The following is a 12,107-nucleotide window of genomic DNA, read 5'->3' as shown; positions in this document are numbered from 1 at the left end:
AAAACGCATTGCAGGAGCGCCTTGCGTTTTCTGCCGGGCGATAAAGCCTCGGCAGCAGGACATTAGACCCGACAAGATGGAGCGAGGCTGACGTGGCCGCGTGACGAAGATCGCTGGCAAAGCCAATAAAAAACCCGCGATCCGGAGACCGCGGGTTCGAAGAAATAACGCGCAAAACTGCCTGTCAGCTTGCGGCTTCGATCTTATCCTGCGTCTTGGTCTCGAAGTCACTGGCATCGTGGCGCTCACGCAGCTGCTCGGACGGATCGCCAGACATGCGATTGACCATGCGGCCGCGCTTGACGGTAGGACGCGAGTAGACCTGTTCGGCCCAGCGCTGAACATTCTTGTAATCCTGCACCTGCAGGAACTCGGCCGCGCCATACTGCCAGCCTTTGACCAAACCGCCGTACCACGGCCAGATGGCGATATCGGCGATCGTATAGTCGCTGCCGGCGATATATTCGCTTTCGGCAAGACGACGGTCGAGCACGTCGAGCTGGCGCTTCACTTCCATGGCGAAGCGATCGATCGCATATTCGATCTTTGTCGGGGCATAGGCGTAAAAGTGACCGAAGCCGCCGCCGAGATAGGGCGCGCTACCCATCTGCCAGAATAGCCAGGAGAGGCATTCGGCGCGAGCCGGCTGCTCGCTCGGCAGGAAGGCGCCGAATTTCTCGGCGAGATACACCAGGATCGAGCCGGATTCGAAAACGCGGACAGGCTTCGGGCCACTGCGGTCGAGCAAGGCCGGAATCTTGGAATTCGGGTTGACGTCGACGAAACCGCTGCCGAACTGGTCGCCCTCGCCGATCTTGATCAGCCAGGCATCATATTCCGCGCCGCTATGACCGAGTGCCAGCAGCTCTTCGAGCAGGATGGTGACCTTCACGCCATTCGGCGTACCAAGCGAATAGAGCTGGAGAGGATGACGTCCAACAGGCAGTTCCTTTTCGTGGGTCGGTCCCGCGATCGGGCGATTGATATTAGCGAACTGGCCGCCATTGGCCTTGTTCCAGGTCCAGATCTTCGGCGGCGTGTATTCGGCAGAACCGGTCATGGGCATCCTCCTGTTTCGGGGAATCACGTTGGGGGTTGGTCTTCGATGTAGCGCGCTACAGGTGTCGCACATAGTGGCGACTGTTCATTTTTGCGAGAGGTGGTCTTCGGTTTTCAAAACAAGCAGCGATCGGAGGTGGCGCAACGGCAATGACCGCGTCCGACGCGCGATGGGGCCGGTGACGATGAAGCGGAAATCGGTTGAATGCGGCCTGAAACGAAAAAGCCTGCCGCGGGAGGAGGAGCGGCAGGCTTTCTACAAGAACCGAACAGCGGACGGGAGGAGGAATGCCGCTGTTCCCGCAGTCGTCCCTGGGAGGAGGAGAAGGACGTCTGCAAAAACGAAGGGATGCGGGAGGAGATGCATCGCTTCGATGAAAAGCATAATAGCCGATTCTTGCTCATAGGATAGGCATTTCTTTGCAGGGCAGTTATGCGCTATGCGAAAAGCGGCTGGCTTTGCAGATCTGCATGCGGCCCGGGAAAAGAGCCTGGACCGTCCCCTCCCCCGGCAAAACAAAAGCGCCTGCTCGGGAAGAACAGGCGCTGGCATAATGCAGCTTTATAAGGAGCCGTCGAGGCCGTTAGCGAGCGATCGCTGCGCGGGCCACATTGCGGATATCACCGCGATCGATACCCAGATCATGCAGTTCGCGCGTGGACATACGGCCCAGTTCGGCGACCGTCTGACGATACTTGCGCCAGTTATTGAAAGAGCGTGCTACGTTCATGATGATCCCCTTTCCTTGGGCTTTCGAAGCTGAGCGGCCGTGCTTGGCGTTCCCGTCGCTTCGATGAGAAATATATAGTCGAACCCCTCAATCTTTTGCAGAGCTAAGAGATCACTGCACCCATGCGCTAGCTGCATGTCTCGCCCGGAAATAAGGCGCTTCCAATTCGCGACCATCGCGGAGGCCTTTGTGATTTGCTGATGACATCGGCGTCTTTGTCTGCGAAAAGAAGGAGGATGAGAGACAGGGGCGTCCGCTTTCCGGCGGGCTGAGAAGAACCCTTCGAACCTGAACCAGATCATGCTGGCGGAGGGAGTCGCTCGGGACCTTGCAACGCTCAGCACGTCGTCCCTTCGCGTCTCGCCCGCCTGAAAGGGGCGATATGCAAGACCAAATCACAGCCGGCAACCTGCTCGCTGCCGTGCGGGCAAACCCACCGCTGGTGCAATGCATTACCAATTTTGTCGCCATGAATATTACGGCCAATGTGATGCTCGCCGCCGGTGCGTCGCCGGCGATGGTGCATGCCGAAGAGGAAGCGGGCGAGTTTGCCGCGATCTCCGGCGCGCTGACGATCAATATCGGCACGCTCTCGTCGGGCTGGCTTGCGGGCATGCTGAAGGCAGCGCAATCGGCCAACAATGCCGGCAAGCCCTGGGTTCTCGATCCCGTCGCCCATTATGCGACAGAGTTTCGTCGCAAGGCGGTAGCCCAACTGCTGGAGCTGCAGCCGAGGATCATTCGCGGCAATGCATCCGAGATCATCGCCCTTGCCGGCGGCACCAGCCGCGGTCAGGGCGTCGATAGCCGCGACGCCGTCGAGCAGGCGGAAGAGTCCGCCCGGCAGCTCGCGGTAAAGCACGATTGCGTGGTCGCCGTTACCGGCGTCACGGATTTCGTGACGGATGGGCGGAAGGCGAAGCGGATCGCCGGCGGTTCGCCATTCATGCCGCAGGTGACGGCCCTCGGCTGCTCGCTGACTTGCCTCGTCGGCGCCTTTGCCGCAGCAACGCCGGATGAGCCATTCGATGCGACCGCGGCAGCACTCACCGTCTTCGCCGTCGCCGGTGCGCAGGCAGGAGCGGCAGCCGATGGTCCCGGCTCTTTCTCCTGGCGCTTCCTCGACGCCCTCGCAGCGCTTACGCCGGAACTGCTGGATCGCGACGCAAGGATATCGGCAGCATGAAAGACTTCGATCTCTCACTCTACCTCGTCCTCGATCCCGTGCTGTGTGGTGACCTCGGCATGATCGAAACGACCCGTGCGGCCGTTGCCGGCGGTGCCACGATCGTACAGCTGCGCGACAAGCATGCTCCGACCGCAGCCGTGATCGAGACAGGCCGCGCTCTCAAAAAGATCCTGCAGGGAACCAATGCCCGGCTGATCGTCAACGACAATGTGGAAGCCGCCATCGCCATCGGCGCCGACGGTCTCCACATCGGACAGGAGGATATGAACGCCGCCAAAGCACGCCGCCGGATCGGGCCGGACATGATCCTCGGCCTCTCGGTGGAAACCGAGGTCCTCGCGACCCTCATAGACCCTGGTATCGTCGACTATGCCGGCATCGGTCCGGTCTTTGCCACACCGACCAAGCCCGATCACAAGCAACCGATCGGCTTCGACGGTCTTGCCCGCATCGTCGGGCTCTGCCCCGTTCCATCGGTTGCGATCGGCGGCCTCAAAGTGGAGCATACGCGAGAGGTTTTCTCGGTAGGCGCGGACGGCCTTGCGGTCGTCTCCGCCATCTGTGGCCAAGCGGACCCGCGAAAGGCGACGGCCCTCATCGCGAACGCCATCAAGGAGGCTCGCCAATGATCCGCAATGTCCTGTCCATCGCCGGCTCCGATCCCTCCGGCGGCGCCGGTATCCAGGCCGACCTGAAGGCCTTCTCCGCCCGCGGCGTTTATGGAATGGCGGCCCTAACCGCACTGACGGCGCAGAACACGCAAGGCGTCGTCGGTGTCCATCCGGTGCCACCCTCTTTCGTGGCGGATCAGATCAATGCGATCTTCGCCGATATCCGGGTCGATGCGATCAAGATCGGGATGATTGCCAACGCCGCGATTGCGGATGCGGTCGCGGACATTCTGGCGCGACATGGCGATGTGCCCGTCGTGCTCGATCCCGTGATGATCGCGAAAGGTGGCGCCGCCCTGCTTGCCGCCGATGCCGTCGACGTGCTGACCATGCGGCTGTTACCGCTTGCGACAGTCATAACGCCGAACCTGCCCGAGGCGGCAGCGCTGTTGCATGACGTGGAGGCCTCAAACCGCGAAGACATGGCACGTCAGGCGCTTGCTCTGGCAGCGTTTGGGCCTTCGGCCGTCCTCATCAAGGGCGGTCATCTTGCGGGTGACGAAAGTCCGGATGTGCTGGCGGGCGCCGGCGGCCTGACCTGGTTCGAAGCCGAGCGGCTGCCGACGAAGAATACGCATGGGACGGGTTGCACGCTTTCCAGCGCCATCGCCGCCGAGATCGCCAAGGGACTGCCGCTGCCGAAAGCCGTCGCCGCCGCCAAAGCCTATCTCGCCGCCGCGGTCGCCGCCTCGGGCCACCTTTCCGTCGGAAGCGGCCACGGACCTGTGCAGCATTTTCATGGGCTCTGGCACACAAACAAGGAGTAGAGAAATGAGCCTGTCACTCAAGGATCAGATCGTCATCGTTTCAGGTGCCGGGCGCGGTCTCGGCGCGGCCATAGCGACGGCCTTTGCTCGGGAGGGCGCAAAGGTTGCCATCAACTATCGTGCCAGCCGTGAGCGGGCAGAGGCGCTGGCGGCAGACCTTGGCGATCATGCGAAAGCGTTTCGGGCCGATATCCGCGATCCTGGAGATACGAAGCAGCTCGTTGCCGAGGTAACTGCGCATTTCGGCGCGCCGACAACAGTCGTCCATAACGCGCTCGCCGATTTCAGCTTCAATGGCGATGCGCGCTCGAAATTGCATGCCTTGAGCTGGGCGGAAATGGCGATACAGCTGGAAACCGCACTGCAAGGCGCTTTGAACCTGATACAGGCGGCGCAGCCGGCAATGGCAACGGCGGGCTTTGGCCGGATCGTCACGATCGGCACGAACCTCTTCCAGAATCCGGTCGTGCCTTATCACGATTATACCGCAGCCAAGGCGGCACTGCTGTCGCTGACCCGCACGGCTGCGTCCGAACTCGGCCCGCTCGGGATTACCGTCAACATGGTCTCCGGCGGCCTTCTGCGCACGACCGATGCCAGCAGTGCCACGCCGGAAGCCGTCTTCGACATCATCGCCGCCAATACACCGCTGCGTCGCGTCACCACACCCGAGGAAGCTGCCGATGCGGTGCTCTTCTTTGCCAGCCCCTGGGCGCGTGCCGTCACCGGACAAAATCTTATCGTCGATGGCGGTCTCGTTTTTGGATAACGGCCCGGAATGAAAAAGGCGCTACCATGGAGGCAGCGCCGATATTGAAGCTTTGCAGCCGACGGTTCGGACAGCTCAAGCCCATCCCATGGTCAGCACGCCGAAGAGAATGACGACGCCGAGCATGATACGGTAGATGACGAAAGGCCAGGTCGAGAAACGCTCCAGAAAGCGCATCAGTCCCCAGATGGCGACGAAGGACGATATGCTGCCCACAATGAGGCCGACGATCAGGATGGACCAGGCTTCCATCGGAATATGGGCCTTGTAGAGTTCGAACAGCTCCTTCAGGCCGGCAAGCGCGATGGCCGGTAAGCCGAGCAGGAACGAGAACCGTGCGGCTTCATCACGCTTCAGACCGAGGAAGAGTGCACCGGTCAGCGTCGAACCCGAGCGCGAGACGCCGGGAACCAGCGCACCGACCTGGGTGATGCCGACGAACAGGGCATCCATCAGCGTCATCTGCTCGATGCCCTTCCTATGACGGCTATAGAGTTCAGCGACCGCCAGAAGCAAGCCCATGACCAGGCAGGCGATGCCGATCACCCAAAGGCTGCGGAAAGATGTGCCGCAGGCATTCAACGACTTCGAAAGCAAGAGGCCCGCGATTGCGATCGGCACCGTTGCAATGACGATGGCGATCGCAAGCCGCATCGCGGGGGAGCGCCAATCCCTCTGCCTGATGGCATCGAGCGATCCGAAGGTGACGTAACGAACGTCGCTCCAGAAATAGGAGACGATGGCGGCAAGGGCCGCAAGCTGCATAGCGGCCGAAAAGGCCGAACCCGGATCCTGCCAGCCGAGCAAGGCCGGCACCAGGCGCATATGGGCAGTGGAGGAGACCGGCAGAAGCTCGGTCAATCCCTGCACGACACCCAGTATCGCGATCTTGGCATAGCCCAGGGCAACAAAGCCCGTGTCTACGCCTTGTGTACAAACATCAGCCACGTTTTGACATCCTCAGTTCTTCATGGGGCTTGGCACCGGAACGGTGCGATGAACTTGCTGTGGAACCGTTTTCCGACACGAAACCAGCGGCAATCTTGTAGGATGCCGTCAACTCCGCACTATGACAGGACGAGGATATAGCCGCGCAGGCTGAATGCTATCTGAAATTGCCGGTTTTGATTTCCGGGTTTAACGGATTTCTAGCCTTCCTCATCCGGCAGCGACTGCATGTGGCGGATGATGGCATAGAATGCGGCAAGGAGGATCAAGGCACCCACCGCGCGGTGGAGATCATGCAATATCGTGTGATGGTGCCTGACCATGAGGCAAGCCAGATTATAAAGAGTTATGGCGACCGCCGTCAGAATAGCGGCCAGAAAAAGCGGCATATTCCGGTGAATGAAATTGACCATCACGCACACCTCGTTTGCATGCGGCCAGATTTCACAAGGAATGGGGAGGAATTAGGACAATTACCCCTCGCCTGACAGCTGCCGAGGCGAAGATCACTTCGTATAGAGCGCGCGCGACCTTTCAAGATGCTTGAGCATCGCCTGCTCTGCTCCGTCGGCATCGTTCTCCGCCATGCGCGCGAGGATCTCCTCGTGCTCGACCAGCGTGAACTTTTCCTTGCCGGTCCAGATCAGCATGTCGGTATGATAGGCCTTCAGCCATGCCAGCATGGCCTCGCTCACAGCGGCGAAAATCGGATTGCCGGAAATCTGGGCAATGCGCGTGTGGAACTGCATGTCGGCCGAAATGAACTCCTCGGCATCCCCCAGGGAAGCGCGTTGACGTTCGATAATGTCGTAAAGATCGGCGATATCTTTTTCGGTTGCGCGCTGCGCCGCTTCGCGCGCCATGCCGCGCTCGAAGAAGATGCGCGCGCTCTTCAAATGTTCGAGCGAGTCGGACGATTGCGAGAGCATGATCTTGGCGGTCAGGTCGACTTGCCGGAAGATCGACTTCGCCGTGAGCTGGAGCACCTTGGCACGCTCGCCGTGCGAGATATTCACCAACCCCATATTGGCGAGCGCCTGCATGGCTTCGCGAATCGCCGGCCGGCCGACGCCGAAACGCTCCATAAGGACTCGTTCGGACGGCATCTCGTCGCCAGGTTTGAGTTCTCCCGATGTGATCAACCGTTCCAGCCGCTCGAATACCTCATCGGACAGCTTTCGACGTACAATTTGTTCAACAGGCTGACCCATGGACCCCCGCTTTCCCAAAACCTTTTCTCCCTTATGCATTTTCGATTGCCGCGGCGGAAGCCCATACGAAACATGTTGTCGACTGCCGGGCAAAAAAATCGTTGCAGAAGTTGGAATACTCATTATACCAGATCACCAGTTTGCGCCACGTGAAAATCGTCGGCGAGAGGAGCATTCAGTCGCTTATGACCATCACCGTTACCTACCGTATCGAAACGCCTGGCAGCATCGAAGCGATGGCCCGCAAGATCGCCAGCGATCAATCGACCGGCACTTTCGTCGCGGTCCCCGGCGAAACGGAAGAACTCAAGGCGCGCGTTGCCGCGCGCCTCAGCGCGATTCGCCCGCTTGCCGATGCGGAGCATCCGACCTGGCCGGAAGTCGCGGAAGGACATGGCCCGATCCGTCGGGCCGATGTCGATATCGCCTTCCCGCTGGATGCGATCGGCACCGATCTTGCGGCGCTGATGACGATCGCGATCGGCGGCGTCTTCTCGATCAAGGGCATGACCGGCATCCGCATCGTCGACATGAAGCTGCCGGAGGCCTTTCGCGATGCACATCCCGGGCCGCAATTCGGTGTTGCCGGCAGCTTGCGCCTGACCGGCGTCAGCGGCCGCCCGATCATCGGCACGATCGTCAAGCCCGCGCTCGGCCTTCGGCCAAAGGAAACGGCCGCGCTTGTCGGCGAGCTGATCGGCTCGGGCGTCGATTTCATCAAGGATGACGAGAAGCTCATGAGCCCGGCCTATTCGCCGCTGAAAGAGCGCGTCGAAGCCATCATGCCCCTTATCCTCGATCACGAGCAGAAGACGGGCAAGAAGGTCATGTATGCCTTCGGCATTTCGCATGCCGATCCCGACGAGATGATGCGCAACCACGATCTGGTGCTGAAGGCCGGCGGCAATTGCGCCGTCGTCAACATCAATTCCATCGGCTTCGGTGGCATGAGCTTCCTGCGCAAGCGCTCCGGGCTGGTGCTGCATGCGCATCGCAATGGCTGGGATGTGCTGACCCGCCATCCCGGTGCCGGCATGGATTTTAGGGTTTACCAGCAATTCTGGCGCCTGCTCGGCGTTGACCAGTTCCAGATCAACGGCATCAGGGTCAAATATTGGGAACCGGACGACAGCTTCGTCGAGTCCTTCAAGGCAATTCGCACGCCGCTTTTCGGCCCATCCGACTGTCCGCTCCCCGTTGCCGGCTCCGGTCAATGGGGCGGCCAGGCGCCGGAAACCTACCAGCGCACCGGCCGGACGACCGACCTTCTCTATCTCTGCGGCGGCGGCATCGTCAGCCATCCCTTCGGACCGGCGGCCGGCGTTCGCGCCATCCAGCAGGCCTGGCAGGCGGCGGTTTCGGACATACCGCTTGCCGACTATGCGAGGAATCATCCGGAGCTTGCCGCCTCGATCACAAAATTCAGTGACGGCAAGGACGCCTAACAGCAATGTCCAGTCTTCCAGCAATGTCCAACCTTCTCCTCAGCTATTATGGCGATGACTTCACCGGCTCCACCGACGTCATGGAGGCGCTTGCCTCGAACGGCGTGCCGACTGCTCTCTTCCTCGACATTCCGAGCGAAGCCATGCTGGAACGGTTCAGGGATTGCCGCGCCATCGGCATTGCCGGCACCAGCCGAAGCGAAACGCCGCAATGGATGGATGAGCATCTGACATCCGCATTCGAATGGTTGAAGGGCCTCGATGCCGCCATATGCCACTACAAGGTCTGCTCGACCTTCGATTCCAGCCCCGGGATCGGCAATATCGGTAAGGCGATCGAGATCGGCAAAGCGCTCTTTGCACAACCCGTCGTGCCCGTTGTGATCGGAGCGCCGCAGCTGAAACGCTACACCGCCTTCGGTCATCTTTTCGCGGCCTATCAGGGCCAGGTCTTCCGCATCGACCGGCACCCGGTCATGAGCCGGCATCCCGTTACGCCAATGGATGAGGCCGATCTCACCTTGCATCTGGGCAAGCAGACGCCCCTCCCCGTCAGCCTCGCGGACCTCGTCATGATGCGGGCAGCCGATGCCGACGTGCGGCTAGATGCGCTGACGAGAGGCAAGGATGGTATCCTGCTTCTCGATGTCGACAGCCCGGAAACCCAGGCTGCTGCAGGACATCAGCTGTGGCGCCTCGCAGGCAAGGGCAATGCTTTTGTCGCAGGCTCATCCGGTGTCGAATATGCCCTTCTCAATGCCTGGCGCAACGAAGGTTTGATCGGAGAGAAGCCGAAGTTTGCTCCTCCCGGCAAGGTCGACCGCCTCGCGGTCGTCTCCGGCAGCGTATCGCCGACGACCGAACGGCAAATCCGCCGCGCCACGGCCGATGGTTTTGACGGCATCGATCTCGATCCCTTGGCGCTTGTCGGCGAAAATGGCGAGCGTGCTCTGGACGCAGCCGTCGCCGCGGGCGTGGCCAGCCTCAAGGCCGGCCGCAGCGTCATTCTTCATACGGCGCTCGGCCCGTCCGCCGACCGTGGCGGCGATATCGACCGCATTCCCGGCGCCCGGCATCGTCTCGGCCAAGCTCTCGGCACGATCCTGCGACGTCTGATCGAACAGGAAAATCTCGGTCGCGCCGTCATTGCCGGCGGCGATACTTCGAGCCATGCCCTGAAGGAATTGCGCGTCGAGGCCCTGACGACACGTCTCCCATTACCGCAAACGCCAGGCTCGCCGCTTTGCACGGCCCATGGCAGCTATGCGCCCACCAACGGCCTGCAGATCGCACTGAAGGGCGGGCAGGTCGGCACCGACGATTACTTCGCGCAGATCCGCGACGGCCGAGCATCTTAGCTGTGCATTCTCGGCAAGGTCATTGGCATGCTCATTGACTCATCATACCACTTGCGATACCACACATTGAAAGTGAACGAGGTACCAACATGACTGCAATTGCTCTTTTCGGCGCCGGCGGCAAAATGGGCTACCGGCTCGCCAAGAACCTGAAAGGCTCGCGCTTCGATGTGCGCCATGTCGAGGTCAGCGATGCCGGCAAGGCCCGACTGAAGAATGACCTTTCCATCGATTGCGTCCCTGTCGACGCCGCGCTGGATGGCGCGGACGTCGTGATCCTTGCAGTACCGGATACCGCGATCGGCAAGGTTGCCGCCGGCATCGTCGACAAGCTGAAACCCGGCACGATGGTCGTCGCGCTCGACGCCGCCGCCCCCTTTGCAGGCCATCTGCCGCAGCGCGAAGACCTCACTTATTTCGTCACCCATCCCTGCCATCCGCCGATCTTCAACGACGAGACCGACATGCAGGCCAAGAAGGACCATTTCGGCGGCCTCTTTGCCAAGCAGCATATCGTTTCGGCGCTGATGCAGGGTCCGGAAAGTGCCTATTCTCTCGGCGAGGAAATCGCCAAGGTCATCTGGGCGCCCGTCATGCGCTCGCATCGCGTCACCGTCGAGCAGATGGCGATGCTGGAACCGGGTCTTTCGGAAACGGTTTGCGCCTCGCTGCTCGTCGTCATGCGCCAGGCCATGGATGAGTGCGTTGCCCGCGGCGTCCCGGCGGAAGCCGCCCGCGACTTCCTGCTGGGCCACATGAACGTGCTCGGCGCCGTCATCTTCAAGGAAGTCGACGGCGTGTTCTCCGATGCCTGCAACAAGGCGATCGAATTCGGCATTCCTGCCCTCATGCGCGACGACTGGAAGAAAGTTTTCGAGCCGCAGGAGATCGCAGAAAGCATCCGTCGCATCACCTGATCGACGTCCCCGGGAGGGCAATGCCCTCCCCTTGCTGCCCTGCCGGGAACAGGGCCTGTTTCATAACTGGGAGGAGACCATGAAACTGACACGCAGACTGACACTTGCAGCCTTTACCGCCGCACTGGCGCTGGGGACGGCGATGCCGGCTTTCGCGGCCGATCTGATCGCCATCATCACGCCGGCCTTCGACAATCCATTCTTCAAGGCAGAGGCCGTCGGCGCCGAGGCCAAGGCGAAGGAACTGGGCTACGAGACGCTCGTCATGACGCATGACGACGATGCCAACAAGCAATCGGAAGTCATCGACACGGCGATCGGGCGTGGCGCCAAAGCTATTATTCTCGACAATGCCGGCGCGGATGCGACGGTCGCTGCACTGAAGAAGGCCAAGGATGCGGGCATCCCCTCCTTCCTCATCGACCGCGAAATCAACGTGACCGGCATCGCGGTCGCCCAGATCGTTTCCAACAACTACCAGGGCGCCCAGCTCGGCGCGCAGGAGTTCGTCAAGCTGATGGGCGAGAAGGGCAATTATGCCGAACTCGTCGGCCGCGAAGCCGATACCAATGCCGGCATCCGCTCGCAGGGTTATCACGACGTCATCGACGACTATCCGGATCTGAAGCTGGTTGCCAAGCAGTCGGCGAACTGGAGCCAGACCGAGGCCTATGCCAAGATGGAAACCATCCTGCAGGCAAATCCTGATATCAAGGGCGTAATCTCGGGCAACGATACCATGGCGATGGGCGCGATTGCCGCTCTGCAGGCCGCCGGCCGCAAGGACGTGATCGTCGTCGGCTTCGACGGGTCGAACGATGTGCGCGACTCCATCAAGGCGGGCGGCATCAAGGCGACGGTCATGCAGCCAGCTTACGCCCAGGCCCAGAAGGCGGTCGAACAGGCCGACGCCTATATCAAGAACAAGACGGCACCGAAGGATGAGAAGCAATTGATGGATTGCGTCCTCATCAATGCCGACAATGCCGACAAGCTTGAGACCTTCGCGCTGAAGAACTGATGCCACTAGGTTGGAGAGCGC

General features: G+C 60.9%; 13 protein-coding genes and 1 riboswitch. Of the genes, 8 read left to right on the top strand and 5 right to left on the bottom strand.

The window, feature by feature from the left end; translation table 11 throughout:
* Positions 1-184: 184 nt before the first annotated feature.
* Positions 185-1,060 (bottom strand): glutathione-dependent disulfide-bond oxidoreductase, encoded by an 876-nt coding sequence (yghU, locus tag DQ393_RS28290; protein ID WP_112344985.1) that lies wholly within the window; start codon positions 1,058-1,060, stop codon positions 185-187.
* Between the two features lie 583 nt (positions 1,061-1,643).
* Positions 1,644-1,790: a DUF1127 domain-containing protein gene (locus DQ393_RS28285; RefSeq protein ID WP_112344984.1), complete on the bottom strand. Its 147-nt coding sequence runs from the start codon at positions 1,788-1,790 to the stop codon at positions 1,644-1,646.
* A gap of 235 nt (positions 1,791-2,025) precedes the next feature.
* Positions 2,026-2,122: riboswitch (TPP riboswitch) on the top strand.
* A gap of 50 nt (positions 2,123-2,172) precedes the next feature.
* Here DQ393_RS28285 and thiM point away from each other — a divergent pair.
* The 4 genes from thiM to DQ393_RS28265 are packed head-to-tail and all read left to right on the top strand — an operon-like array spanning position 2,173 to position 5,186.
* The gene (gene thiM, locus DQ393_RS28280) at positions 2,173-2,976 is read left to right on the top strand and encodes a hydroxyethylthiazole kinase (protein WP_112344983.1); all 804 of its coding nucleotides are present in this window, start codon (positions 2,173-2,175) and stop codon (positions 2,974-2,976) included.
* The gene (gene thiE / locus DQ393_RS28275) at positions 2,973-3,608 is read left to right on the top strand and encodes a thiamine phosphate synthase (protein WP_112344982.1); all 636 of its coding nucleotides are present in this window, start codon (positions 2,973-2,975) and stop codon (positions 3,606-3,608) included. The genes thiM and thiE overlap by 4 nt, the downstream gene beginning before the upstream one ends.
* Positions 3,605-4,417 (top strand): bifunctional hydroxymethylpyrimidine kinase/phosphomethylpyrimidine kinase, encoded by an 813-nt coding sequence (thiD, locus tag DQ393_RS28270; protein ID WP_112344981.1) that lies wholly within the window; start codon positions 3,605-3,607, stop codon positions 4,415-4,417. The genes thiE and thiD overlap by 4 nt, the downstream gene beginning before the upstream one ends.
* Positions 4,418-4,421: 4 nt before the next feature.
* Positions 4,422-5,186 (top strand): 3-oxoacyl-ACP reductase, encoded by a 765-nt coding sequence (locus DQ393_RS28265; RefSeq protein WP_112344980.1) that lies wholly within the window; start codon positions 4,422-4,424, stop codon positions 5,184-5,186.
* Between the two features lie 75 nt (positions 5,187-5,261).
* On the opposite strand, the gene DQ393_RS28260 is transcribed toward DQ393_RS28265, so the two are convergent.
* The 3 genes from DQ393_RS28260 to DQ393_RS28250 form a co-directional block, all read right to left on the bottom strand.
* Positions 5,262-6,134, bottom strand: a complete 873-nt coding sequence (locus tag DQ393_RS28260; RefSeq protein WP_112344979.1) for an undecaprenyl-diphosphate phosphatase — start codon at positions 6,132-6,134, stop codon at positions 5,262-5,264.
* Positions 6,135-6,334: 200 nt separating this feature from the next.
* On the bottom strand, positions 6,335-6,547 hold the full coding sequence (locus DQ393_RS28255) for a hypothetical protein (protein WP_112344978.1): 213 nt from the start codon (positions 6,545-6,547) through the stop codon (positions 6,335-6,337).
* Positions 6,548-6,640: 93 nt separating this feature from the next.
* Positions 6,641-7,345, bottom strand: a complete 705-nt coding sequence (locus DQ393_RS28250; protein ID WP_112344977.1) for a transcriptional regulator NanR — start codon at positions 7,343-7,345, stop codon at positions 6,641-6,643.
* Between the two features lie 185 nt (positions 7,346-7,530).
* On the opposite strand from DQ393_RS28250, the gene oiaX reads away from it, so the two are divergent.
* The 4 genes from oiaX to DQ393_RS28230 all read left to right on the top strand — a co-directional run bounded on the left by oiaX (position 7,531) and on the right by DQ393_RS28230 (position 12,086).
* The gene (gene oiaX / locus DQ393_RS28245; protein ID WP_112344976.1) at positions 7,531-8,790 is read left to right on the top strand and encodes a 3-oxo-isoapionate-4-phosphate decarboxylase OiaX; all 1,260 of its coding nucleotides are present in this window, start codon (positions 7,531-7,533) and stop codon (positions 8,788-8,790) included.
* Positions 8,791-8,813: 23 nt separating this feature from the next.
* A complete protein-coding gene (locus DQ393_RS28240; RefSeq protein WP_112344975.1) occupies positions 8,814-10,148 on the top strand; it encodes a four-carbon acid sugar kinase family protein in 1,335 nt (444 codons plus the stop codon).
* An 89-nt stretch (positions 10,149-10,237) separates the two neighbouring features.
* Positions 10,238-11,065, top strand: coding sequence for a phosphogluconate dehydrogenase C-terminal domain-containing protein (locus tag DQ393_RS28235; protein WP_112344974.1), 828 nt, complete (start codon positions 10,238-10,240; stop codon positions 11,063-11,065).
* A gap of 79 nt (positions 11,066-11,144) precedes the next feature.
* Positions 11,145-12,086: a D-ribose ABC transporter substrate-binding protein gene (locus tag DQ393_RS28230; RefSeq protein ID WP_095436537.1), complete on the top strand. Its 942-nt coding sequence runs from the start codon at positions 11,145-11,147 to the stop codon at positions 12,084-12,086.
* The last annotated feature ends 21 nt before the right edge of the window (positions 12,087-12,107 follow it).

The organism is Martinezella tropici, from assembly GCF_003287875.1.
Taxonomy (GTDB): domain Bacteria; phylum Pseudomonadota; class Alphaproteobacteria; order Rhizobiales; family Rhizobiaceae; genus Rhizobium; species Rhizobium tropici_C.
This window is presented reverse-complemented; position numbering and strand designations above follow the sequence as displayed.

Coding starts and splice junctions, on each gene's coding strand:
- DQ393_RS28230 (WP_095436537.1), top strand. CDS start 11,145: ATGAAACTGACACGCAGACTGACACTTGCAGCCTTTACCGCCGCACTG.
- DQ393_RS28255 (WP_112344978.1), bottom strand. CDS start 6,547: ATGGTCAATTTCATTCACCGGAATATGCCGCTTTTTCTGGCCGCTATT.
- DQ393_RS28250 (WP_112344977.1), bottom strand. CDS start 7,345: ATGGGTCAGCCTGTTGAACAAATTGTACGTCGAAAGCTGTCCGATGAG.
- yghU (WP_112344985.1), bottom strand. CDS start 1,060: ATGACCGGTTCTGCCGAATACACGCCGCCGAAGATCTGGACCTGGAAC.
- DQ393_RS28265 (WP_112344980.1), top strand. CDS start 4,422: ATGAGCCTGTCACTCAAGGATCAGATCGTCATCGTTTCAGGTGCCGGG.
- oiaX (WP_112344976.1), top strand. CDS start 7,531: ATGACCATCACCGTTACCTACCGTATCGAAACGCCTGGCAGCATCGAA.
- thiE (WP_112344982.1), top strand. CDS start 2,973: ATGAAAGACTTCGATCTCTCACTCTACCTCGTCCTCGATCCCGTGCTG.
- thiM (WP_112344983.1), top strand. CDS start 2,173: ATGCAAGACCAAATCACAGCCGGCAACCTGCTCGCTGCCGTGCGGGCA.
- thiD (WP_112344981.1), top strand. CDS start 3,605: ATGATCCGCAATGTCCTGTCCATCGCCGGCTCCGATCCCTCCGGCGGC.
- DQ393_RS28235 (WP_112344974.1), top strand. CDS start 10,238: ATGACTGCAATTGCTCTTTTCGGCGCCGGCGGCAAAATGGGCTACCGG.
- DQ393_RS28240 (WP_112344975.1), top strand. CDS start 8,814: ATGTCCAACCTTCTCCTCAGCTATTATGGCGATGACTTCACCGGCTCC.
- DQ393_RS28285 (WP_112344984.1), bottom strand. CDS start 1,790: ATGAACGTAGCACGCTCTTTCAATAACTGGCGCAAGTATCGTCAGACG.